We start from the raw sequence: 22,784 nt of genomic DNA, 5'->3' as shown, positions 1-22,784 counted from the left end.
ATTTAAGCATTAGATTCGTGATAGTCACTGGTTCATATTCTTTAGCTTTTTTAAGTTCGCCTTAAAAAACACTTGATAGCATTTGAAATTTTCTGTAAGCTTAAGATGAAAGCGAATTAGGTCACCCTAAAAATTGGAGGCTCTTATGTTAACAGTTAAGGACCTGACCGTTGCCTACGCTGACACACCGGTGTTTGCTGATGTTGCCGTTCATTTTAACGCAGGTAAGATCACCGGAATCATTGGGCCTAACGGAGCAGGTAAATCGACCTTGATCAAAGCTATTTTGGGATTGATCAAGGTACAATCAGGAACGGTCGACTTTTCCGGACGGACACTCAAAGAGGTACAGCAGTCAATCGCTTATGTCGAGCAACGTAAAGATCTTGATCTGACGTTTCCGATCAATGTTCAAGATCTTGTGCTGACTGGGACATATGGCCGATTGGGCTTACTGAAAAGTCCTGGCAAAAAGGAACGACAGGCGGCGCTTGACGCCCTGACCCAAGTCGGTCTTGAGGATTTTAAGAAACGTCAGATCAGCCAGTTATCAGGTGGTCAATTGCAACGCGTTTTCGTTGCGCGGGCGATTGTGCAACATGCGGAAATTATCATCATGGACGAACCGTTTGTGGGGATCGACATGAAAAGTGAACAAGAGATCATGACGATTTTGAATCAGTGGCGCGATGCCGGTAAAACGCTGATTGTGGTCCATCATGATCTGAATAAAGTTTCAAAATATTTTGACGAACTTGTGGTCATGAACCACGGCATTGTTGCGGAAGGACCGGTCAAAGAAGTTTACACCGCCCAAAATATCGAACGGGCATTTTCAGCCGACCTGTCGTCCGTCTTGTTTACGGCAAAGGAGGGTGCGCGCGTATGACATCAATAATGGAATTCTTTACCGCTTTGGGAAAATATGATTTCCTGCAAAGCGCGTTGATCACCGCCATCATGGTTGGTATCATGTCAGGCTTGATCGGAAGTTTCATCATTTTACGCGGCATGTCGCTGATGGGGGATGCGATTTCCCATGCGGTCCTGCCCGGGGTAGCCGTTGCTTATATGCTCGGTATTAACGTCATGATCGGGGCATCGGTTTTCGGAATTATTGCGGCTTTGCTGATCGGGTTTGTGGCAGCCAACAGTAAAATCAAAACCGACACATCTATCGGGGTCGTGTTCAGTGCGTTCTATGCCTTGGGTTTCATTCTGATTTCAATGGCTGAAAGTGCGACCAACTTGCACCATATTCTGTTCGGTAACATTTTAGCCGTCAGCGACAGCGACATTGTCACCACCGCTGTCGTGTTGGGAATTGTGATCCTGTTCGTGGTTCTGTTCTATAAGGAACTGCTGATCACCTCGTTTGATAATACGTTTGCGAAAACGTATGGCTTGAATACCACCATGATTCACTATGCTTTGATGCTGGTGTTGACGCTTGTCACCGTTTCAGCCCTGCAGACAGTTGGGATCATTCTAGTTGTGGCGATGCTGATTACGCCAGCAGCAACTGCCTTCTTGTGGACTGATCGGTTAGAAACGATGCTGATCACGTCCGCTAGCGTAGGCGTTTTCTCGGCCATCACCGGACTTTACTTCAGTTTCACCTTTAACTGGGCATCCGGGCCGGCCATTGTGCTCGTAGCTGCGGTCCTGTTCGCCATTTCCTTCGTCTTCTCACCGAAGCAGGCGTTCTTCAGTTTTAGTAAAAAACAGCGAGAAAAGAAAACCGCTGCTGCTACCCACACTGCCGAGGAGGCTGTTCGATGAAAAAGATTCTAATCAGTGTTGTTGCTGTTTTAACCATGGTTGCAGGGGTTTTCTGGTTTGTAAACAACCGCAGTACGACTCAGAAAGATTCAGCAAGTACTAACCAACAATTACGTGTCGTCACCACCAACTCGATTCTTGAAGACATGGTGCACAATGTCGGCGGTGATCGCATTGAACTCTATAGTATCGTCAAGCGCGGCACCGACCCGCACGAATATGAACCGCGACCGACCGACGTTGCTGCCACTAGTGAAGCCGATGTTGTCTTCCACAATGGCCTCAACCTTGAAACTGGCGGAAATGGTTGGTTCAAAAAGTTAGTTCAAACATCGCATAAAGCTTTTAACAAAGACGTTTTTGCTGCCAGTGACGGGGTTAATCCGATGTACCTGACGACCAATACGAAGGAACAAGACCCGCACGCTTGGCTTGATCTGGCCAACGGGATTCAATACGTGAAAACCATCACTAAGGTGTTGAAGCAAAAAGATGCCAAGAATGCCAATTATTACCAGATGAATGCAGATCAATACGTTGCTAAGCTGCAAAAACTGCATCAAACCGCCCAATCTCAGTTCCTTGATATTCCGGAACGCCAGCGGTTGCTCGTTACATCAGAAGGCGCCTTCAAGTATTTCTCTAAGGCTTATCACGTCACCCCAGCCTATATCTGGGAAATTAACACCGAAGCCCAAGGTACGCCTGAGCAGATGCAGACGGTTTTAGCGAAAATTCGCGCCTCCGATGTTAAGCATTTGTTTGTCGAAAGTTCTGTTTCACCGAAGTCCATGAACAAAGTTGCTAAAGAAACCGGCCTATCGATTCACGCCAAAATCTTTACCGACTCCTTGGCAGCAAAAGGCACCAAAGGCGATACGTACTACAGCATGATGAAATGGAACCTAGATAAGATTCACGACGGTTTGGCGGAATAATCGCGACCAAGACGCTCGGTTGAACCATTAAAAAAACGTTACCTTTGCCGAAAATGGTAAAGGTAACGTTTTTTTATGGCTGACTCGTAGCCTTCTCTGACTGCAAACCCATTGTTGCATTATTCGCCGTGTCGCTTGCCGCGAGCCACGTGGTCGGCATGGGCGAGCATAGCATCGATGACGGTGATGATATGCGGATCATCGAGGCGGTAGAAATTGGCTTTACCCACCCGTTTGGCGCTCACCAGCTGGTGCTTTCGCAACAAGGCAAGCTGGTGGGAAACAACCGGCTGTTCCAAACCTAACAAGTCACCAATGGTACCGACATTCAGTTCCCGTTGTTCGAGCAGTTTTAACATCTGTAGGCGAATCGGATTGCTCAATAACTTAAAAATGCGTTCCGCCTCAGTCAATTTAGCTGTCGTGACCAGTTCTAAAGTGTCTGTGTCCATGTGACCGAAACCTCCATTAGTTAAGCGTCATCACCGTGTCCCAATCCCGTTTGCAACGCTTCCCAGCCCTCACTAGCCACAAAATAAACCAAGACTAAAGCAGCGACAGAATCCGCCCACCACCAGTTAAACAACCAAGTCAGCAAACTGCCAAGCAGAACAGTTGCGGCCATATAAGCACAGGTGATGTTGCACATGCCATCTTCAATCAGCGCGGGAGAGGTTAACTTTTCTCCCAAGTGCCGCTTTTTAATGGTCAAAACAGGCATCAGGAACACGGAAGCAATTGCGATTGCCATGCCGCTGTAACTTGTATCAGCTGCGGCATGTGTAACCCAATTATAGCCGGAAACGCCAATGACATAAAGACTGAGTAATAATAAAACACTGCCGACAATGAGACTGGAACGTTGCTCTGCTTGAGCAACCTCCGCAGATGGCGCACCATTGGCTTCTTTTTTAAGACGCCAAATGAGGGCACTGCCAGAAATAATTTCAAGAAAACTATCGAGGCCAAACGCAATTAAGAGAATGGAACCTGCTTGCATACCGGACCAAAAACCGACTATGAACTCAAATGCCATCCATGCCGTTGAAAAATATTCAACCCGTAAGGCTGACGTCATGGTTTGTTTCTGCGTCATTGACAGTTGCTGCATTAAACGACCCTCTTTCATGTGACTGTTCATCTAAGCACAGACACATGATATATTCAACATATGTACATGTCAACATATAACGCCGATCAATGACTCCATGAAAGGTCTTGCAGCAACTTCTTAACAAACTAGTGCTGGTGGGCGTGTTGTTGACTTGACTGGGGCCGATAAGCGGTAACTAACCCGGTCACAGCGTCCAAAGTCATAATCAGACCCATTAACCACATCGCTGCCATATTGTGCATGGTACCAATTAGAATCAGCAACACCACATTTAACGCCAGCATGAGCCAGCCCATTGTTTTCGACATTTGTTGCATGAAAATCCTCCTCAAGTGTATGGATAAGACCTATACCATTTTTCGCTACTACTTTAGATTAATTCTAAATTATGTTTATGGCAACCCTAAAAAGTGTTAAAATTCTTGTCAGAGGGGGAAATCACGATGAAAACCTATACGGACTATTTCTTTGATGAGCCAGCGTTTGATCTCCACGATGGCGGGTACGTGCCGCTTGAGGTCAGTGATGCGCCTGAGAAGCCCTTAAATGCGCCGCCGTTGTTGAAACCGGATAAAGAGACAGCGACCGACGTTTATTACACGGTGACAGCAAAGGCTGGGGAAACGCAACTGTTACCAGGGGCGAAGACCAAGACGTGGGGCTATAATACCAGTCTGTTAGGTCAGACGATTGTGTATCGCCGTGGTCAGCATACGCATGTGACACTGAAAAACACCTTGCCTGAGTTGACCACTTTTCATTGGCATGGGGCTAATGTCAGTGGCCCTTATGTTGATGGCGGATGCCATGCGCCGGTTTATCCGGGTGAAAGTAAGCATATCGACTTCACATTGGAACAACCGGCGACGACTTTGTGGCTGCACGCGCATCCGTGCCCATCCACAGCCGAGCAGGTTTGGCATGGTTTGGCTGCCATGGTGATTGTCAAAGACGACCATGAAGCCAGCCTGCCATTGCCAAGGAACTATGGCGTTGACGATATTCCGGTCATTTTGCAAGACCGGCGTTTTCACGAGAACAACCAGTGGGACTACCGGGCTGATTATGATCCTGACGGTGTTGCTGGGCCAACCGCAATGATTAACGGTACGATCAATCCTTATTTTGACGTCACCACGCAAAAGATCCGGTTGCGTTTTCTGGATGGTGCTAATCGCCGTGAATGGCGGTTGCATTTTTCCGATGACCTGCCATTTACGCAAATTGGCGGGGATGGCTCATTGTTACCGGAGCCGGTCAAATTCACCCATCTGATGCTGACTTGTGCTGAGCGTGCCGAAGTGATTGTTGATTTTGGTCAATACCATGAAGGCGACGAGGTTACCTTATATACGGATGATGTGCCATTGCTAAAGTTCCGCATTCATGCGTTCAAACCGGATCAGACGACCTTGCCTGATAAGTTGTTCGATGTGAAGGCACCAGTGGTTGACCCGGCTTTGCCAGTTCGCCATGTTGTGATGCAGGGGATGGACGAAGGTGTTGCGATTGACGGTAAAAAGTTCGCCATGCAGCGGATTGATGCCACGCAGCCAATTGGCAAAGCCCAGTACTGGGATGTTACCAATAGCAATGATGCGCCTGGAATGGTTCATCCATTCCATGTGCATGGAACCCAATTCTTAGTCTTGTCGCGGAATGGGCATGCGCCGTATCCAAATGAACATGGTTTCAAAGATACCGTTGGCGTGAATCCTGGTGAAACGGTTCGGCTGCTAGTTCGCTTTGATTTGCCAGGGGTTTATATGTATCACTGCCATATCATTGAGCACGAAGATGGCGGCATGATGGCACAGATTGAAACTTTCGATCCAGCCAAGCCAAAGCAAGAATATAAATTGATGGATATGGATACGTTAATGATGGCCTTGGCTAAAGAACGTGGCGTCAAACCATCTGAGATTTGGATGGGCGGTATGCAGTCTTATGAAAAAATGGGAATGAAAATGTAAACGTCCCACAATACTAATATAGAAAAAGATGATTTTAATATGCACTCTCCAACGATCAAACATCGCGGGGCTTTTGTCGCCACGTTACTGACAGGTACCTTTTCGATGTCAATTTCGCAGTCTTCTTTAAGCACCGCTTATCCTGCTTTTATGAAAGCTTTTGGTTTAGGAGCGGATACAGTTGCTTGGCTGACGACCGGCTTTATGTTGGTGATGACCTTGATGATTCCGGTTAGTCCATGGCTGTTGCATAATGTACCTTTCCAACGGCTTTTCCAAGCGATTGAACTCATTTTTGCCATTGGGACAGGCTTATGTATCTGGGCACCGAGTTTTACCGTGCTCATGATTGGCCGGTTGCTTGAAGCGATTGCGGTCGGGATTATTTTCCCGAGTTTCCAGACCGTGTTGCTGACAATTACGCCGCATAGTGAGCGTGGTCGGATGATGGGCACGGCGGGATTGGTCATGGGCTCAGCCTTGGCAGTCGGTCCGATTATTTCCGGTGTTTTGCTGACATGGTTCCCTTGGCAGGCTTTATTCTTGTTCTTCTTGGTCGTTTCGCTGCTTGTGCTAGCCGTTTCAACGGTGACCATTGCGTCTGTCATGCCATTGCAACCGACGCAACTGGACTGGGTCTCCTTCCTTTTATCCGCAAGTTTTCCAATTCTACTTTATGCCTTGGGTGCTTTGTCGAAAAAAGGCTTAACTGTTGGCGTGGTTGGTTTGTTGATTTTAGGCGTTCTGGCAGCTGGTATTTTCGTTGTTCGGCAATTGAATCGCCAACCACCAATGTTGCAAATGCGAGTTTTTGCCACTGGTATGTTTACTAAAGCGGTGTTTCTGACCGGAATTTCATACGTCGGTTTGATTGTCACCACTATCCTGATGCCGCTTTACTTTCAAACGCTGCTTGGTTTGTCACCGTTGATTTCTGGCTTGTCCTTAGTGCCAGCTGCGGTGTTGCTGAGTATTTTGAATCCAATTAGCGGGCGCCTACTGGATCGCTTTGGACCGCGTGTCGTGGCCATGATTGGCATGTTGTTGATTACTGGTGGCTTTGGTCTGTTAGCAGTCTTTGCCCATCATTTACCGCTGATTGGGGCAATTATGTTGGCGATGGCGACTGAAGCCGGCAATGCCTTTGTGATGATGCCTTCAGTGACGGCTGGCGCGAATGCTTTGCCGAATGAGCTCGTGGCAGACGGCACTGCGGTTACAACGACGGCTCGGCAGTTGTTTGGGTCTGCCGGTGTCATGTTCGCCACAGTGTTGTTGGATGGCGTGCAAACCACGCTGCGAAGTCATGCTGGCGGTTTTGCGGTTACCTTCGCTGTATTTGCTGGCGTGGGCCTGATTGGCTTGCTGTTGGCGTTAACGTTACCAAAGGAAGTCGCGAAGAAAGCGGTATAGCTGCGAATTCGTGCTTTGCATCTAAAAAAATGACCGCCTACTAAAAAGTAGACGGTCATTTTTGTTGCAACTAAGCATGCTTGACTGGGTACTTAGCCGCAAATGATCAGGAGAGAAGCATCGCGACTAGGAAAGGAGGGTAACACGGTTGCTTTAGTCAACAAAGACCAGTTCGATAGTTTCATCTTCTGGTTTGATGTTGACAGATAAATGACGATTAAGGTCGGCCACCAGTTTGCGTGCGAAGGCCATCTTCTCGTCGAATTCGGTCATGTGCGAAGTAAACGGGACGCTTTGGTAATTAAAGTTTTCGCCGATATAGCCCGGATCAGTCACGTAGCGCAAGTTGTTTTCGTCGTGGCGACTGCCCGGTTTCAGGACGGTATCCAAATACTGATAGAGAATCGTTGGATCGTAGTTCAGCGGCTTATCAAGGGTCGTGGAAAGCTTGTAGCCGGTTGCTTGACCAGCGAATTGTTCGTTGATTTGGACTTGGGTAAGGCTTTGATACAATTTCAAAACGATCACTCCTCTTCTTTTCACTTTTAGTATAGCAGTTATGATGATATTTAAAAGAGAAATATTAGGTAAGCCTGAAATAATTTTTAGTGATGTGACTAAGCAGAATTCGGGACTGCTCAACTGATAATGCCTTTATTTAAAAGAAAAAAGGTATTCAAAAAGCCTGACAGCTTGAGCGATGGTCGATCTGGCTATCAGGCCTTCTAAATACGCATAAGGTTTGTTAGGGAAACCTTACTTATAGTATTACCATGATTAATCCAAAATTGGAAGAAAAAATTTAGGGAGGCCAAACATTATCCTTGTGTTTTGGTTACTGACCGAAAGGCACCATGGCCGCGCATACGCTGACGGCGGATCCGAATGATTTTGTCAATTTCGGTCACAATGAGAATGATTGAGCCGGCAAGTATCGCCAGTCCCCATTCACGCCAAGACATCGGTGCGGTTTGGAAAATGTCTTGCATAAACGGCACATAGGTCAGGAAGCATTGCAATGCTAGCATGATCCCAATGATGACAAAGGCCATGGGATTACTGAACAGGTTCTTTGAGAGTGCCAATGTATTGGTGCGAATGTTAAACAGATAGAAAATTTTACCTAAAACAATCATGTTAACCATCATGGTACTTGCCGTTGTGCGATCGGTTAGATGATTTGCGGTCAACCAGTCAAACGCCCACAAGCCGATGCCTGCAATTAACATGGCAACATAAGCAATTTGGAAAACATCGTGTTTATGCATCATCGCGGCGTTCTTCTTACGTGGTGGTCGATCCATGGTGCCGGCTTCCGCAGGTTCGAAAATGAAGGCAAATTGGATCGTAATAGCACTGACCATGTTGATCCACAGGAGTTGACTGGCACGCAATGGCATTTCTTGTTGCGTCAGAATGGTGAACACGATGACCAAGCCTTCAGCAAATGAAGTCGGCAGCAGGAACAGAATACTCTTTTTGATATTCTGGTAAATCCGCCGCCCTTGCGCGATGGCAGTTTCCATGCGAGCAAAGCGATCATCGGTCAGTACCATATCCGCTGCATCCTTGGCAACATCAGTACCAGACTGGCCCATAGCAACGCCGACATCGGCTTTTTTAAGGGCTGGCGCATCATTGACACCATCACCGACCATTGCCGTGACATTGCCTGCTTCTTGCAGCACAGAGACGATAGTCAGCTTGTCTTTAGGGGTCGTTCGGGCAAAAACATCAGCATTAAGAATCAATTGTCGACGTTTTTCATCTGATAGGCCCGCCAATTGCGCACCGGTGACCGCTTCTGGGGAATCAGCCAGTCCGAGTTTTTTGGCAATCGCGATGGCAGTTTCTGGATGATCACCAGTAATCATTTTCACCTTCACGCCAGCGCGGCGCATTTGCTTGATGGCCGTGATGACAGACTCACGCGGCGGGTCGATAATCGCGGTGATGCCGAGAAAATCAAGTCCTTCGCTGAGCAGTTCAGGGGTAATTTCGGTTGTGGCGTTTGGCACTACCTTTTCGGCAACTGCAATGACCCGTTGGCCTTGGACACTGAACTGGCTGGTGAGCTTCAAGTAGCGACCCTGATCAAAGTCAGCATGTGCTGCAGCAACTAACGGAAGAATTTTATCCGGCGATCCTTTAACAAACAGTCTCGTACGACCATCGGCACATTTAGCTAACTTCGCCATGTACCGGTTGTTGGAATCAAATGGCATCAGATCGCGCTCGGTGTTCGCCGGTTCCTGTTTGAAAGCCTTGTAGTAGGCAGTCAGAAACGAGCCATCTGTGGGTTCGCCGTTAATGACATAACGACCATCTTCTTGGTGCAATTCCGTGTCGTTGGCTTCAAATCCAGCAGTCAGTAATGCTGTTAAATCGGCATGTGCAGCTGGATCAATCACTTTTCCAGCCATTGAAAAGTCACCAGTCGGCGCATAACCGGTACCGCTGACATCGTAGGTTGCTTGCGGTGTCACGATGGTGGTAATCGTCATCTCGTTTTTGGTGAGTGTGCCAGTTTTGTCGGTACAGATGACATCAACTGAGCCAAGCGTTTCAGCAGCTGGCAAGGTTTTCACAATGACATGCTGCTTTTTGACCATGTTGGACACGCCCATGGCCAATATGACCGAGGTGGTGGCTGGCAAGCCTTCTGGCATAGAGCCGACGACCATCGTGACAATGGCCAAGGCGAGGACGGGCAAACTGTATTTGCCAATGACGAGGCCGAAAATGAACAGCAGCACGGCAGCGGCAATGATCGCATAGGAGATGCCTTTGCCAATGCCGTCAATTTCACGCATCATCGGTGAACGGCCTTTGCGGACATCCGATACCGCTTGGGAAATTTTACCGAATTCGGTTTGATGACCAGTGGCAACCACGATGCCGATGCCACTGCCACCAGCAACGGCAGTGGAGGCGAACGCAATATTGCTTTGGTCAGCTAATGGCGTGTCAGCTGGCAATGTTGCGGTGGTTTTGATGACGGAATTGGCTTCTCCAGTGAGGACAGCTTCCTGAATGGTGAGATTATCAATATCAACTAAGCGCAAATCAGCCGGGACATTATCGCCTGCTTCAAGGAAGACGACATCACCGACCACAAGATTGGCACTAGGGATATCAAGCCGTTCACCGTCACGGTAAACCGTGGCTTCAGGAGCCAGCATTTTCTTGATTTTTTCCAAGGAATCGCTGGCGTTACTTTCCTGATAGTAGCCGATGATGGCATTGATGATAATGACCAAAACGATAACTGAGGTATCGGTCACATCACCTATCACGGTTGTCAAAATCGCGGCAATGATCAGGATATAGATGATCAGATTGTTAAACTGACGCAGAAAAATTAGCCATTTTGGCGTTGGATGCGACTCGATTGAGTTCGGTCCATTTGCCTTCAGGCGTTTAGCGGCTTCTTCTTTAGAAAGGCCGTGGTCAAGGGACGGGACCTGCAACGATTGCTGCAGGTCCTTGATACTGTGTGCAGACGCAGGTGGTTGCGAGTCAGGAACTTCTTCCATGCATGATTCCTCATTTCATAATATAAATTTTTTGTTGCTAACTATATAATATGGTATGCCTAAACCGGTTGCAAACAATTTGTTAATGGCGGTTATGGGGACACTAGTATTTGCAGAAAAGTTGAAAAACCTGATGGGTCGATAAATTTTCCGAAAAGACGTTTGAACATCCTCACACTAGTGACTTTTTAACAATAACGGCAATTCTGAGTAATAACTTGTATGGCTATATTCACAATTTTTCCTTTAAAAACACAAATTATTTTCATAAAACGGTTGACGATATATCAGTACAGGCATATCCTAAGAAAGGATTAAGTTAGGGAGACCTAAAAGGCCTTGTTCCCCAGGGACTTAACTTTTTTCAAACGAAAGGGGAGAGTTATTGTGAGTGATGATCACAAGAAGCGCCATCCAATTAAGCTCATTCAATACGCGAATGGGCCGTCATTGGAAGAAATTAACGGTACTGTTGAGGTGCCGCACGGGAAAGGGTTTTGGCGCACGCTTTTTGCTTATTCCGGGCCAGGGGCGTTGGTTGCCGTTGGTTACATGGATCCCGGGAATTGGTCAACGTCCATCACAGGTGGGCAAAACTTTCAGTACTTACTGATTTCCGTTATCCTGATGTCAAGTTTGATTGCGATGCTATTGCAATACATGGCAGCTAAACTTGGCATTGTTAGCCAAATGGACCTTGCACAGGCTATCCGCGCACGGACGTCGAAGAAGTTAGGGATTGTGCTGTGGATCCTGACTGAGTTGGCCATTATGGCGACTGATATCGCTGAAGTTATCGGTGCTGCCATTGCGCTTTATCTGTTGTTCCACATTCCACTAGTCATCGCCGTTCTGGTAACGGTGCTTGATGTGCTGGTGCTGCTGCTGTTGACCAAGATCGGGTTCCGAAAGATCGAAGCCATTGTTGTTGCTCTTATTCTTGTCATTTTACTGGTCTTCGTTTATCAGGTTGCTTTGTCCGATCCGAACATGGGTGCTTTGCTGAAGGGATTCATTCCAACCGGTGAAACATTCGCTAGTTCACCTTCGATTAACGGCATGAGTCCTATCCAAGGTGCACTTGGCATTATTGGTGCGACGGTTATGCCGCATAACCTTTATCTGCACAGTGCCATTTCGCAAACGCGGAAAATTGATCACAAGAACCCGGATGATGTGGCACTGGCTGTTAAGTTCTCAGCATGGGATTCTAACATTCAGCTGTCATTCGCCTTTGTTGTTAACTGCTTGCTGTTGGTTATGGGGGTCGCAGTCTTCAAGAGTGGTGCCGTTAAAGATCCATCATTCTTCGGCTTGTTCCAAGCTTTGTCAGATTCTTCAACTTTAAGTAATGGTGTTTTAATTGCCGTTGCTAAATCTGGTATTCTGTCAATTCTGTTCGCGGTTGCGTTATTGGCATCAGGTCAAAACTCCACCATCACCGGTACCTTAACAGGTCAGGTCATCATGGAAGGCTTTGTCCATATGAAAATGCCTCTGTGGGCACGACGGTTGGTTACCCGGATTATTTCCGTCATTCCAGTTATCGTCTGTGTTATGTTGACGGCTAGAGAAACGCCAATTCAGCAACATGAGGCGTTAAATACCTTGATGAACAATTCACAGGTCTTTCTAGCGTTTGCGTTACCATTCTCAATGTTGCCACTGTTGATGTTCACAAACAGTAAAGTCGAAATGGGCGATCGGTTCAAGAACACTGGTTGGGTCAAAGTGCTCGGTTGGATTTCCGTTCTCGGCTTGACTGGACTGAACCTTAAAGGCCTGCCAGATTCAATCGCCGGATTCTTCGGCGATCATCCAACGGCTACACAAACCAACATGGCCAACATCATTGCCATTGTTCTGATCGTAGCCATCCTCGCGCTACTCGCTTGGACGATCTGGGATCTGTATAAGGGCAATCAACGTTATGAAGCACATCTTGCAGCTGTAGCCGATGAAAAAGAGGCGAAGGCAGATGTTGACGAACAATGATTTGTTTGAATCTTTGGCCATGAGTTGCGATGGGATCGAGGAATCTGTGGGGTACGATCCTTGGCTATTCGCTATTCTTGGGTTAGATCATATGCAATCTAAGACGGCCACGCATTCAACCAAATAATCATTATCGTTGTCAGTTTTCCTAGTAAAGCCGCTTTGATCATCTGTTTGTTGATCAAAGCGGCTTTTTTAAGTATAAGCCGGTGCACGTTATGACAGAAAGCATAGGAGCTAAAGTTTCATAGTCTCATGAATAGGTAAACAATATAGAAAGCGAGTGATGGGATGGCACAGGGAGAAGAAACAAGCATGTCAACACAGTTATTAGAAACGCCAGCCATGTTGTCGCAACATGCAACGGATTTGCTGATCAGTCTTATGTATGCTGATCGTGTGGGTTCTCAGGCAAGCGGCAGCAAGAAGCGTCTGTCGTTTCGCGGCGGGCGGCAGTTTTTTGAAGATTTTGGCCAATTAGCAGGTATTGGCAGTCGAACAATCATGAAGCGCGCTAGATTGGAACTACAGGTTTCTGGCGCTTTATTGGCCGATCGCCATCGAACTCATAAGCATTATCAACTGGCAAATGATCCATGGACGCTTTTCAAGCAATATAACGGTCTAATGACATCGCCAATTCTAGCAACCCGCACATACACTACTGATGAGTTTGAGCAGTTGCTGAAAATCAGCGGTGACTTCAGTGAAAACTTTCCTTTGGAGGCGGCTGGCACCGTTCTAATTAAGGCAGCGATATTTGGCAGTAACCAACCGTTGATTTATGCTGTCTCACAGGCTGCATATGATCGTTTACTGAAGGCGGAATTAACCCTAAAAATTGCCAATAGCAAGCATCGTGTCGATGATAGTCGCGCAGTCATCATTCAAACATGGTCAGTTGATCCGGCTACGGTGAGTCGTCGGCTACATGGTGGTATATCGACACCACAGGCAGATCCGATCCATCTCTACTTGTCATTACTGACCACTGGTTCTATCAAAGCTCAAACCGAAGCGGCACAACTTGTCGAAACAATATTGCACTAAACGGCGATTAACCGTGCTGGGTGGCTTTTTGTTTTACTTGAGTTGTTTAACCGTCGGAGAATTCGTGTAAAATAGGTCTATGCAAATAGGCATGTTGGTTGAATTTTTCTGATGGTGATGACGGAGGTAAACATGAGCAAATATCGAACAGAAACGGACACATTAGGACCAGTTGAAATTCCGGCAAACGCTTTGTGGGGACCGCAAACAGAGCGCAGCCGGCATAATTTTCAGGCTGGTCCATTGATGCCGATGCCAGTGATTAGGGCCTTGCTGCAACTCAAAAAAGCGGCAGCGCGAGCAAATGTGGCCGCTGATGTTTTACCGGCACCAAAAGGCCAATTAATCACGCGAGCAGTCGATGCCTTGTTGGCCTTGCCAGACGAAAAACTGCAAAAAGATTTTCCACTGCATGTCTATCAAACCGGGTCTGGCACACAAACAAATATGAATGTGAACGAAGTCATTAGCCACCAAGCTGCAAAACTCAACCCCGACTTGCCGATCCTACCGAATGATGATGTGAATCACAGTCAAAGCTCCAATGATACTTTTCCAACTGTGATGAATATTACGGCGGCTATTGCAGTGAATCAGTTGCTGCAGGCTGTCAACCAACTGTGCAGTGTTTTATATTCAAAAGCCGTCACTTACGCTCGTGTTGTTAAAATCGGTCGAACTCATTTACAGGATGCAACGCCGCTAACGTTTGGCCAAGAAATCAGCGGATGGGTGGCCATGATGGAGCATGATCAGATTGCTTTAAAGCAGCTTCAGCCCAATCTTTTTTACTTAGCCATTGGCGGAACAGCAGTCGGAACGGGGCTTAACGCTGACCCTAATTTTGGCAAGATTGTGGCAGGCCGATTGAGCGATGTTTATCAATTACCACTTTCGGCGAAAACCAATAAGTTTGCTGCTTTAGCGGCACACTCAGAAATTAGCGTTGTTCATGGTGCCATTAAAACGCTAGCGGCTGATCTGCTTAAAATCGCCAATGACATTCGCTTCCTTGCCAGTGGTCCACGTGCTGGATACGGCGAGTTGCGCATTCCGGCCAATGAGCCTGGTAGTTCCATCATGCCGGGCAAAGTGAATCCCACACAGGCCGAAGCGCTAACCATGGCCGCTGTTCGAGTCATGGGCAACGATACGACGATCACGGTGGCCGCGTCACAAGGCAATTTTGAATTGAACGTCTACAAGCCGGTTATCATCAGTACCTTTTTAGAGTCGGCTGATCTACTAACAAAAACAGTCACGAGTTTCACTGAAAAATTAGCTGCCGGCTTGACCATCCACGCACCGCATATGAGAGCACTCGTTGATCATTCACTCATGCTGGTCACCGCCCTCGCACCCCACATCGGCTACGAAAAAAGTGCCGCCATCGCGCAATTGGCTGAGCAAGAAAACTTCGATCTAAAAGCAGCCGCAATAAAAAGCGGCGACGTCACAGCAGCGCAGTTTGATAAATGGGTCGACCCGTTAAAAATGACAAGAGCGTGAGCTGGCGCGGTTAGCTCGGCGTAGCGAAGTGGCAGTGACACAGATGGTCTGGGCTTTGGACCATCTGTGTCACTGTCCTTCGCATAGCTTCAGGCACCATCGCGTAAGTTGAAGACGGCAAGAAAAAAGCCGAGCTTTTTACAGCTCGACTCGCACGATGATTTGAAATGCTAGATTAATCTTGAGTCACGTTGCTTGATGTCACAGACTGCGCAGTTGTTAGCGGAACACCTTTTGCCCCACCGGAAATACTTTCGATGAAATCGAGGAAGGTCGGCGCAATGCCAAGTTCTTCAAGATCAGCAGGGGCGATCTGGTAACGGATCGCCTTTTCGTCATGGTCTAAGACCTTCTGAACCCAGTGCGGCTCGCAAATCATTTCGTGACCAATGGCGACCAAGTCAAAGGAATCTGCCGCTTTCTCAGCATCGGCTGGCGTTTTCAGACCACCAACCACAATCACTGGAAAAGCACCGGCGACATGGTCACGAATTTGTTCATTCATGATGGCTGTGTCCTCAGGGTTGCGCAATGAGGTTCGCCAAACGTCACTTTGGGAGACGTGCAGGTAATCAATCTTGGTTTGTTTCAAAGCGTCGATTAAGGCCAAGGTATCATCCAAGGTAATGCCAGGCTGTTCCAACTCTTCCGGCGAAATGCGGTAGCCTAACAAAAATGGCCGGTCAGCAATTGTGGCAATCACTTTTTCTGCTTCATGAACGACTGCCAACGGAAAACGCATCCGCTTATCGCGGTCACCGCCCCATTCATCGGTTCGGCGATTAGAGTTTGGCGAATAGAATTGCTGTATCAGATAGGTGTTGGCACCATGCAGTTCGATGCCATCAAAACCAGCAAGGATGGCGCGGCGCACAGCTTGACCAAAATCGTGAATAGTGGCCTCGATTTCTGCCGATGTCAATGCGCGCGGTGTTTCGTAACCCGCCCGTGGCGAAGCAACCGCACTGGCACTGACTGGCTGCTCACCGCGCAGAATCTTGCTATTGCTCATGCGGCCAGCGCTGAAGATTTGCAAAATAGCCTTGGTGCCGCCTGTTTTCATCGCAGCGGCGAGTTTGCTCAAACCGGGGATGAATCGATCATCAGCGACACTTAGCTCACCTTCGAATCCTTTGCCAAGCGCATTGACATTGGCGGTACCGGTAATAAACATGCCGACGCCACCGGCCCGTTGCTGGTAATACCTGATTTCGTCCCGCGTCACAGTGCCGTCTTCAAACGACAGGCGCGTTGTCATCGGCGGAATGACAATGCGATTTTTCAACGTGATGGTTTGGTGCTTGAAGGTGAACGGTTTTAAAAAATGATAACCCGACATGCAATCACACTCCTTTAGACGAAAATTAACGTTCTTGCGTGACTGGCCGTAAGAGCACTTCATTGATGGCAACATTGGCCGGTTGATCAATGGCATACAAAACTGCCTTGGCAACATCCGAGGCGCTGAGGCCATTGTTTTTTTCATCGGCTTCAACAGCTTCACGGCGCTTAGGATCGGTAATTGTGCTGAAAAGCTCAGTATTCACGGCACCGGGCGAGATCATGGTCGTTTTAATATGATTAGCCGCTTGTTCTTGTCGCAGGCCGTCCATGATCGCCTGGATAGCCCACTTGGTACCGGAGTAAACGGCGGTTCCAGGGTGAACAATGTGACCGGCAACTGAGTCTGTTGTGATAATTTGGCCACTGTGTTGGGCAATCATAGGCGGTAAAACCGAGGCGATCCCATACAAGACGCCTTTAATGTTGACGTCAATCATACGTTCCCATTCGTTGACTTTGAGTTCGGCCATTTCAGAAAGTGGCATCAGGCCAGCGTTGTTATACAAAACATCCACATGACCAAACTTATCCAACGCCAAATCAATCAGCGCTTTCACTTGCTGCTGGTCGGTCACATCGGTTTGCTGATAAAGCACCTGGCCGTCCGTAAAGCTGGCCGCCAATTCGGCCAACCGTTCTGTGCGCCGCGCACCGATGACTAGCTTTGCACCAGCCTGAGCCAGCACTTGTACCGTTGCCGCGCCAATCCCGCTCGATGCACCTGTGATTACAACCACTTTATCTTTAACTGTCAAAATCACGGCCTCCTTTATGGGCTTATCCTGCTAAGAAAAAATAAGTAACAGAAACAGCTTAACCTACCGCGCAGCTCAGCACCATGCAAGCTGTTTTATTGAAATTCTAATATTGGCTTGACCTCAAGTAGACTTTAGGGGCTACACTTGACTTGTCGTCAGTAACATAATTTGAAAAGACGTATCGAAGGGAGTTTTGTGTTTATGAAACAAGTTCGATTAGGCGGATCCAATTGGCAGGCGTCAAGTGTGGCCTTGGGCATCATGCGGATGAATGTGCTGGCCCCCGACAAAGCGGCCAATGTGCTGGATAGTGCATACAATGACGGCATCAACTTTATCGACTCAGCCGACATTTATGGTCAAGGTAAATCCGAGGAAGTCTTTGGCGAAGCTTTGAAGCAGGCTAACGTTTCCCGCGATCAGTTATTCATTCAGTCGAAAATCGGGATTGTCGTTGATCCAAAACGCTCTCATGGCAGTTTGGTATTTGGCAAACGGTACGACTTTTCAAAAGATCACTTACTGTCAGCGGTTGATCACATTTTGAAACGGTTGCAGGTTGATTACCTTGATTCGGTCTTGCTGCACCGGCCAGATCCGTTAATGGAAGTCGATGACGTTGCGGCGGCCTTTGATGCATTGGAACAAAGCGGCAAGGTTCGGCATTTTGGTGTCTCCAACTTTAACCCTGAACAAATTGCGTTGCTTGAAAGCGGCATTCGGCAGCCTTTGCTGATCGACCAAGTTCAGTTCTCCGTTGCGCACACTGGTATGGTCAATGCGGGGATGCACACCAACATGGCCGACGAGGCTTCTGTCGATCATGACGGCAGCCTGCTACCATACTTGCAACGCAAACACATGACCTTACAAGCCTGGTCGCCATTCCAATACGGCATGTTTGAAGGTACCTTCATCGATAGCCCGAAGTTTAAGGCGTTGAATGATGAACTGCAGAAAGTCGCTGACCACTACCATACCAATAAAAATGCAATCGCAGTCGCTTGGCTATTACGCCATCCAGTCGGTGTGCAAGTGATTCTCGGCTCTATGAATCCTGAACATATCAAGGAAAGTGCGGAAGGCGCGGACATCACGTTGACCCGACAGGAATGGTATGATATTTACTTTGCGGCGGGGAATGACTTGCCGTAAGTTGTGACAAAAAGTCGTCTCGAATTGTTGAGGCGATTTTTTATATTGGCTGGTAAAGCTAGCCTTGCATGTTGTATAAATGAGCCTGAGGTCGATTAGCGACAACAATTTTTTGTATCTGGCCGGCTGTCTAAAAACACCGATTTTGACGTTATAGATTCAGCTTAATATTTTGATCGAAAAAAGATTGCACCTGATGTCTTAATTTTTCTGGTTCGCCGTCAGTTTTAGCGACTTCAATCGCTAAATTGCCAAGATCAAGTTGAAATTGATCATCGGTTGGAAGTGCTGCGTTGTTTCTTTTTAAGAAGAGAATTGTCGCCATGAATGCCGTCCGCTTATTAGCATCGTTAAAAACGTGCTTTTTGATAAGCTTTAAAAAATAGAACGTAGCCAAACTGGCTAAATCTTGATACAACGCAATTCCAAAAACTTCTTGTTGCGCAGATTGCACGATATCATTAAGCGCGTTCGCATCTTTTAACTGTGGCGTCCGTTCTTGTTGTTTTTGGACGACAACGTTAATAGCGATGATTTGATCTTCGGACAAATATTTCATCCTATCTATCCTTCAAATAAGCCATGACTGTGCGATATTGTCCGATTAAGCCTTGAATCGTATGAAGCAATTCTTTTTCGTCTTCCGAATTGTGACCATTCACCACGCGCATTTCGATATCACCGTCCTGTTTCAATTCAAACCGAACCTTCGTATTCTTTTTGGTGCCGCTACGCCGTCTGATTTCGACAGGGATGGTGACCTGACCTTTACTCGTCACAGTGGCTTCCATAAAGTCCCTATCAATGATTGACATGGTTTTATCTCCTTACTTTATTCTTACATTGACGCTAACATAGAAGTAAGGAAAAAGTAAGACTCATATGATACTCGCACTGAATTGGTTGATTTCTCATTGATGAAAACGAAAATCTGGTAAAATTGAGCCATGAAAGAAAGGTGGCGCAATGAATCTAGAAGAAAAGTTTGCTTTCATGGCAACCGGTAAGCCATACGACGATATGGATCCTTTGTTACTGGCTGTGCGGGATGAAGCAACTGCCAAAACTGATGCACTTAACAATGAACCCTAGATTGCATAATTAAAGTTACCACCCAGAAAATGTGAAAAAAGACCTGTCCGTTCTTGCTAAAATGGTGTTTGCATAACATACCATCTAGAGAGAAGGACAGGTCCCATGGCCATTATAACCTTAATTGAACGATCTCAGATAGAACTGATGCAACACCACACGATTCAATACATCGCCGCGACCTTAGGCCGCTCTCGTATTTCTATTAGGCATGAGCTTCACCGTTGCCCTGAAGGTGATTACTGCGCCATTATAGCTCAGGATCATGCCGATACTTGTCGGCATCGTTGTGGTCGGCACTCGATTTTAACGCCTAAGTTGAAGCGGATGGTAACTGAGAAGCTAAACCTAGGTTGGTCCCCTGAAATGGTCGGTTATGCCGTTCACTGTGCGCCACACACGATTTACCACTGGATTTATCAAAGACAAGTCGATTTTCAGCCAAGCCAACTCTTTGATCACGGTAAACGTCATAAAAGAAGACAAGACCTTCGGTCGCGCTATAACCAAGCAGTAGGCACCTCAATTGAGATTCGCAGTGAGTCAGCTAATCGGCGAACCGAAAAAGGACATTTAGAGATGGATACAGTTCGCGGTGGTCGCGGGTCAAAGGCTGCTGTTTTGACCATTGTCGATCGGGTGACACGTTTAATGGCGACAACTAAGCTTGAAAACTTATCACAAAATGCTGTTCTCAAGGGATTTGCAAGACTGATGGTGGACTTTCCGGGTCCGGTTCGATCAGTGACGGTTGATCACGGTAAAGAGTTTTCCTGCGATCAGGCGCTTACAAAGCGCTATCGGATACCGGTTTACTTTTGCCACGCCTATCACCCGAATGAACGGGGCACAAATGAACGGTTCAATCGAGAACTTCGCTACTATTTCCCGAAGGGAACACAGTTTGATCAGGTTTCAGAGACCGATATTCAACAAGCCACAGCGCTTATCAATAACAAACCTAGAAAATGTCTCCGTTGGCAAACCCCAGTTCAAGCAGTGAGCAAGCCTCTTTCTAGGTGGTAACTTTATTATTGCAATCTAGGGAACACGATCCAGCCAAACGCAATGCCTTGTTTAGGAAATTGGTAGGCCAAACTGGCGTCAAACCGTTTGTGAATCCAAATTTTCACTGTGAGTTTGGTCGGAATATCCGCGTAGGCAATCATTTTTATGCCAATTATGACTGTACCATTTTGGACGGGGCGCCGGTGACCATTGGCGATCACGTTTTATTTGGCCCGAAAGTCGGTTTGTACACCAGCAACCATCTTTTTGATCCACTTGAACGACAACTTGGTGGCTGCATTGCTAAACCGATTGTAGTCGGGGATGGCTGTTGGCTCGCTGCCAATGTGACGGTGCTACCAGGCGTCACGATTGGTGCGGGGACGATTATCGGAGCAGGTAGTGTTGTCACCCACGACATCCCAGCTCGCGTGATTGCGGCGGGTAATCCTTGCGAAGTGCTGCGCGAGATCACGGCTGCTGATAAAACAGGGTTTGCAGGGCATGACATGATCTAAACGCCAAATCGATACTTGAAAATGGCAATTGACAAGCGCATTCTAACAATATTCACAATGACTAAAGTGCTCTGAGTGAGCATGAATTGCCAAGTTAATCATCGAAAGGAAGTGCAGGATGACAGATAAACGTGAAACTTTAATGTCGATGCTAAGCAAGGCATACGCTAACCCAACGATCAAAGCAGAGCCGGCATTACGGGCGCTTATCGAAACCAACGCCAAAAAGGTTGATGAAGGTGATGACGATAAGGCTTATGTGACGGCTGTCACTCAGTTGTCCCACGACATTTCCAAATACTATCTGATTCATCACGCCGTACCAGAAGAGCTGGTGGCCGTCTTCAATTACATCAAAAAAGATGTACCTGCTGCCGATATTGATGCAGCACGTTATCGCGCGCAAGCCTTGGCCGCTGGCTTAGTTGCCATTCCCATTGTTTGGGGGCACTAGCCGATGTAGGGCTGTGAATTTTAAACGGTGAGGCTAAAGTTGATGATCAATCAGTTATGATTTGCCAAAAACGTCGCAGACTAAGATCTGCGGCTATTTTTTTGCCATGAAACTTGTTGACACCAGTTAAGAAAAACCGAGTAGCAGATCGATAAAGAGAAAATTTGGTCGATATTTGACAAAAAAGCGACGTTAATCGGGCAAAAGCCTACGTTTAAAAAAAGTTTGCGTTGTCGTGTGAACTATCCAGTACAGTGTGTGTGAAAGCATCCGCGAGAAAAAGTCGATGTTCATCTGGACGGGGGGATACAAGTTGGCGATGACGTTGAATAAAGCAATTCATTATCTTTTACTGATAGGCATCAGTGGTGTCTTTCTTTTTACGCTGGCTGCCGCCATGGGCTGGGTCAACCAAGGTGACTTTGCGCTGCCACTACTGCTTTTGGCGGTAGGACTCACGTTGTTGCGGGAAACTGATGCCGGATATGAAAAAGCGAGGCATTGAATTGGGTCTGCTTAGAAGGCAGAAAAACGTGAAGCCGAATTTCTGTACACAAGGACAAACTGATTTTAAAATGTAATCGGTTACGATGACTCATATCTAAAAGAGTTCAAATACAAGACGGTATCAAGATCCATCAGTCGGGCTACAAAGCCATTGTTTTCCGATACTTTGCCTAAAAGCTATAGCATCGATACTTTTCAAACATTTCTATAGAAAAATTGTCACGACATCAAAGGAAATGGTGACATATCATGAACATGATTCAGCGAAATAAAGTCTATTTTATTATGACAGGGCTCAACGAAAGCTTTCAAAAAACTGCAACCGTCAGTGTCATGAATACCGATGCACAAGAGGTCATTGATGATGCGCTACACATTTTGGAAAAAGAAAATGTGCTTCAAAATAGAGCCATTGATTACGCATTAGCGCGCCTGTATTCTCGGTTCGTTCGCTTAATTGGGTTGCAGGGGATGAAATTATCGCCGGAAGCTGATCAATGGTGGCAACAACTGAAAGATTTCATGGAGAATGATATTCATGAAGAGCTGAGTCAGGTTGGCGGACCGCACTTTATTACTTGATCGGTTTGTTGCCAATATTGGCACACGCAAATGCGAAGTCGGAAGTCGAGTGTTAC

The 22,784-nt window shown here is 47.0% G+C and carries 22 protein-coding genes and 2 pseudogenes; 15 read left to right on the top strand and 9 right to left on the bottom strand.

Annotated elements, in window-relative coordinates:
- Nucleotides 1-145 precede the first annotated feature (145 nt).
- From LBPC_RS12015 to LBPC_RS12005, 3 genes are read left to right on the top strand one after another with little or no spacing between them, the layout of a single operon-like run.
- On the top strand, nt 146-889 hold the full coding sequence (locus LBPC_RS12015) for a metal ABC transporter ATP-binding protein (RefSeq protein ID WP_003567413.1): 744 nt from the start codon (nt 146-148) through the stop codon (nt 887-889).
- The gene (locus tag LBPC_RS12010) at nt 886-1,782 is read left to right on the top strand and encodes a metal ABC transporter permease (RefSeq protein ID WP_003567411.1); all 897 of its coding nucleotides are present in this window, start codon (nt 886-888) and stop codon (nt 1,780-1,782) included. Before LBPC_RS12015 ends, LBPC_RS12010 begins: the two co-directional genes overlap by 4 nt.
- The gene (locus LBPC_RS12005) at nt 1,779-2,720 is read left to right on the top strand and encodes a metal ABC transporter solute-binding protein, Zn/Mn family (RefSeq protein WP_003567408.1); all 942 of its coding nucleotides are present in this window, start codon (nt 1,779-1,781) and stop codon (nt 2,718-2,720) included. The genes LBPC_RS12010 and LBPC_RS12005 overlap by 4 nt, the downstream gene beginning before the upstream one ends.
- A gap of 119 nt (nt 2,721-2,839) precedes the next feature.
- On the opposite strand, the gene LBPC_RS12000 is transcribed toward LBPC_RS12005, so the two are convergent.
- From LBPC_RS12000 to LBPC_RS11990, 3 genes are all read right to left on the bottom strand, one after another.
- The gene (locus LBPC_RS12000) at nt 2,840-3,172 is read right to left on the bottom strand and encodes an ArsR/SmtB family transcription factor (protein ID WP_003599840.1); all 333 of its coding nucleotides are present in this window, start codon (nt 3,170-3,172) and stop codon (nt 2,840-2,842) included.
- A gap of 20 nt (nt 3,173-3,192) precedes the next feature.
- Complete coding sequence (locus tag LBPC_RS11995; RefSeq protein WP_003599837.1) at nt 3,193-3,831, bottom strand: cation efflux transmembrane domain-containing protein; 639 nt, start codon at nt 3,829-3,831, stop codon at nt 3,193-3,195.
- A 128-nt stretch (nt 3,832-3,959) separates the two neighbouring features.
- Nucleotides 3,960-4,151 carry a hypothetical protein gene (locus LBPC_RS11990; RefSeq protein WP_003567401.1) on the bottom strand — a complete coding sequence of 64 codons (192 nt, stop codon included), beginning with the start codon at nt 4,149-4,151 and terminating at the stop codon, nt 3,960-3,962.
- Nucleotides 4,152-4,277: 126 nt separating this feature from the next.
- Here LBPC_RS11990 and LBPC_RS11985 point away from each other — a divergent pair, with 126 nt between their 5' ends.
- Complete coding sequence (locus LBPC_RS11985) at nt 4,278-5,807, top strand: multicopper oxidase family protein (RefSeq protein WP_003599835.1); 1,530 nt, start codon at nt 4,278-4,280, stop codon at nt 5,805-5,807.
- Nucleotides 5,808-5,846: 39 nt separating this feature from the next.
- Complete coding sequence (locus LBPC_RS11980) at nt 5,847-7,220, top strand: MFS transporter (protein ID WP_003599833.1); 1,374 nt, start codon at nt 5,847-5,849, stop codon at nt 7,218-7,220.
- Nucleotides 7,221-7,373: 153 nt separating this feature from the next.
- Here LBPC_RS11980 and LBPC_RS17060 read toward each other — a convergent pair whose 3' ends face one another.
- Both LBPC_RS17060 and LBPC_RS11970 read right to left on the bottom strand, forming a co-directional pair.
- Entirely contained in the window at nt 7,374-7,739 is a 366-nt protein-coding gene (locus tag LBPC_RS17060) for a hypothetical protein (RefSeq protein WP_003580900.1), read from the bottom strand.
- Nucleotides 7,740-8,038: 299 nt separating this feature from the next.
- On the bottom strand, nt 8,039-10,756 hold the full coding sequence (locus tag LBPC_RS11970) for an HAD-IC family P-type ATPase (protein WP_003603333.1): 2,718 nt from the start codon (nt 10,754-10,756) through the stop codon (nt 8,039-8,041).
- A gap of 387 nt (nt 10,757-11,143) precedes the next feature.
- Here LBPC_RS11970 and LBPC_RS11965 point away from each other — a divergent pair, with 387 nt between their 5' ends.
- The 3 genes from LBPC_RS11965 (at nt 11,144) to LBPC_RS11950 (ending at nt 15,310) form a co-directional block, all read left to right on the top strand.
- Nucleotides 11,144-12,751 carry an Nramp family divalent metal transporter gene (locus LBPC_RS11965; RefSeq protein ID WP_003599829.1) on the top strand — a complete coding sequence of 536 codons (1,608 nt, stop codon included), beginning with the start codon at nt 11,144-11,146 and terminating at the stop codon, nt 12,749-12,751.
- 291 nt (nt 12,752-13,042) lie between these two features.
- On the top strand, nt 13,043-13,801 hold the full coding sequence (locus LBPC_RS11955) for a hypothetical protein (protein ID WP_003599827.1): 759 nt from the start codon (nt 13,043-13,045) through the stop codon (nt 13,799-13,801).
- A 132-nt stretch (nt 13,802-13,933) separates the two neighbouring features.
- Nucleotides 13,934-15,310, top strand: coding sequence for a class II fumarate hydratase (locus tag LBPC_RS11950; protein WP_016365497.1), 1,377 nt, complete (start codon nt 13,934-13,936; stop codon nt 15,308-15,310).
- 175 nt (nt 15,311-15,485) lie between these two features.
- Here LBPC_RS11950 and LBPC_RS11945 read toward each other — a convergent pair whose 3' ends face one another.
- Both LBPC_RS11945 and LBPC_RS11940 read right to left on the bottom strand, forming a co-directional pair.
- Nucleotides 15,486-16,649, bottom strand: coding sequence for an NADH-dependent flavin oxidoreductase (locus LBPC_RS11945; protein ID WP_003661736.1), 1,164 nt, complete (start codon nt 16,647-16,649; stop codon nt 15,486-15,488).
- Between the two features lie 25 nt (nt 16,650-16,674).
- Nucleotides 16,675-17,409 (bottom strand): SDR family oxidoreductase, encoded by a 735-nt coding sequence (locus LBPC_RS11940; RefSeq protein ID WP_016365947.1) that lies wholly within the window; start codon nt 17,407-17,409, stop codon nt 16,675-16,677.
- Nucleotides 17,410-17,613: 204 nt separating this feature from the next.
- Between LBPC_RS11940 and LBPC_RS11935 the strand changes: the two genes are divergently transcribed.
- Nucleotides 17,614-18,567, top strand: coding sequence for an aldo/keto reductase (locus tag LBPC_RS11935; protein ID WP_003599822.1), 954 nt, complete (start codon nt 17,614-17,616; stop codon nt 18,565-18,567).
- Nucleotides 18,568-18,718: 151 nt separating this feature from the next.
- Here LBPC_RS11935 and LBPC_RS11930 read toward each other — a convergent pair whose 3' ends face one another.
- Nucleotides 18,719-19,126, bottom strand: a complete 408-nt coding sequence (locus tag LBPC_RS11930; RefSeq protein WP_003603324.1) for a type II toxin-antitoxin system death-on-curing family toxin — start codon at nt 19,124-19,126, stop codon at nt 18,719-18,721.
- 1 nt (nt 19,127) lies between these two features.
- A complete protein-coding gene (locus LBPC_RS11925; RefSeq protein ID WP_003661740.1) occupies nt 19,128-19,382 on the bottom strand; it encodes an AbrB/MazE/SpoVT family DNA-binding domain-containing protein in 255 nt (84 codons plus the stop codon).
- Between the two features lie 151 nt (nt 19,383-19,533).
- Between LBPC_RS11925 and LBPC_RS17415 the strand changes: the two are divergent.
- The 6 genes and pseudogenes from LBPC_RS17415 to LBPC_RS11900 all read left to right on the top strand — a co-directional run.
- Nucleotides 19,534-19,653 (top strand): annotated as a pseudogene (locus LBPC_RS17415) (maltose acetyltransferase domain-containing protein); the annotation flags it as partial.
- Between the two features lie 111 nt (nt 19,654-19,764).
- Nucleotides 19,765-20,685, top strand: coding sequence for an IS30 family transposase (locus tag LBPC_RS11920; RefSeq protein ID WP_003574021.1), 921 nt, complete (start codon nt 19,765-19,767; stop codon nt 20,683-20,685).
- Between the two features lie 14 nt (nt 20,686-20,699).
- Nucleotides 20,700-21,185 (top strand): annotated as a pseudogene (locus tag LBPC_RS11915) (sugar O-acetyltransferase); the annotation flags it as partial.
- Nucleotides 21,186-21,303: 118 nt separating this feature from the next.
- Nucleotides 21,304-21,639, top strand: a complete 336-nt coding sequence (locus tag LBPC_RS11910) for a bacteriocin immunity family protein (protein ID WP_003599812.1) — start codon at nt 21,304-21,306, stop codon at nt 21,637-21,639.
- 313 nt (nt 21,640-21,952) lie between these two features.
- Nucleotides 21,953-22,144, top strand: a complete 192-nt coding sequence (locus LBPC_RS11905; protein WP_016365872.1) for a hypothetical protein — start codon at nt 21,953-21,955, stop codon at nt 22,142-22,144.
- A 251-nt stretch (nt 22,145-22,395) separates the two neighbouring features.
- Nucleotides 22,396-22,728, top strand: coding sequence for a hypothetical protein (locus tag LBPC_RS11900; RefSeq protein ID WP_003599808.1), 333 nt, complete (start codon nt 22,396-22,398; stop codon nt 22,726-22,728).
- Nucleotides 22,729-22,784: the final 56 nt, after the last annotated feature.

The organism is Lacticaseibacillus paracasei subsp. paracasei, assembly GCF_000829035.1.
In the GTDB taxonomy this organism is placed as follows: Bacteria; Bacillota; Bacilli; order Lactobacillales; family Lactobacillaceae; genus Lacticaseibacillus; species Lacticaseibacillus paracasei.
Note: the sequence above shows the minus strand (reverse complement) of the source record. Positions and strands in the feature narration are given on the sequence as shown.

Bases quoted from the DNA above. Each gene is read 5' to 3' on its own strand.
- LBPC_RS11910 (WP_003599812.1), top strand. From the start codon at position 21,304: ATGACAGATAAACGTGAAACTTTAATGTCGATGCTAAGCAAGGCATAC.
- LBPC_RS11990 (WP_003567401.1), bottom strand. From the start codon at position 4,151: ATGCAACAAATGTCGAAAACAATGGGCTGGCTCATGCTGGCGTTAAAT.
- LBPC_RS12015 (WP_003567413.1), top strand. From the start codon at position 146: ATGTTAACAGTTAAGGACCTGACCGTTGCCTACGCTGACACACCGGTG.
- LBPC_RS11955 (WP_003599827.1), top strand. From the start codon at position 13,043: ATGGCACAGGGAGAAGAAACAAGCATGTCAACACAGTTATTAGAAACG.
- LBPC_RS12000 (WP_003599840.1), bottom strand. From the start codon at position 3,172: ATGGACACAGACACTTTAGAACTGGTCACGACAGCTAAATTGACTGAG.
- LBPC_RS11930 (WP_003603324.1), bottom strand. From the start codon at position 19,126: ATGAAATATTTGTCCGAAGATCAAATCATCGCTATTAACGTTGTCGTC.
- LBPC_RS12005 (WP_003567408.1), top strand. From the start codon at position 1,779: ATGAAAAAGATTCTAATCAGTGTTGTTGCTGTTTTAACCATGGTTGCA.
- LBPC_RS12010 (WP_003567411.1), top strand. From the start codon at position 886: ATGACATCAATAATGGAATTCTTTACCGCTTTGGGAAAATATGATTTC.
- LBPC_RS11970 (WP_003603333.1), bottom strand. From the start codon at position 10,756: ATGGAAGAAGTTCCTGACTCGCAACCACCTGCGTCTGCACACAGTATC.
- LBPC_RS11945 (WP_003661736.1), bottom strand. From the start codon at position 16,649: ATGTCGGGTTATCATTTTTTAAAACCGTTCACCTTCAAGCACCAAACC.
- LBPC_RS11980 (WP_003599833.1), top strand. From the start codon at position 5,847: ATGCACTCTCCAACGATCAAACATCGCGGGGCTTTTGTCGCCACGTTA.
- LBPC_RS11935 (WP_003599822.1), top strand. From the start codon at position 17,614: ATGAAACAAGTTCGATTAGGCGGATCCAATTGGCAGGCGTCAAGTGTG.
- LBPC_RS11950 (WP_016365497.1), top strand. From the start codon at position 13,934: ATGAGCAAATATCGAACAGAAACGGACACATTAGGACCAGTTGAAATT.
- LBPC_RS11985 (WP_003599835.1), top strand. From the start codon at position 4,278: ATGAAAACCTATACGGACTATTTCTTTGATGAGCCAGCGTTTGATCTC.
- LBPC_RS11920 (WP_003574021.1), top strand. From the start codon at position 19,765: ATGGCCATTATAACCTTAATTGAACGATCTCAGATAGAACTGATGCAA.
- LBPC_RS11925 (WP_003661740.1), bottom strand. From the start codon at position 19,382: ATGTCAATCATTGATAGGGACTTTATGGAAGCCACTGTGACGAGTAAA.
- LBPC_RS11995 (WP_003599837.1), bottom strand. From the start codon at position 3,831: ATGCAGCAACTGTCAATGACGCAGAAACAAACCATGACGTCAGCCTTA.
- LBPC_RS11900 (WP_003599808.1), top strand. From the start codon at position 22,396: ATGAACATGATTCAGCGAAATAAAGTCTATTTTATTATGACAGGGCTC.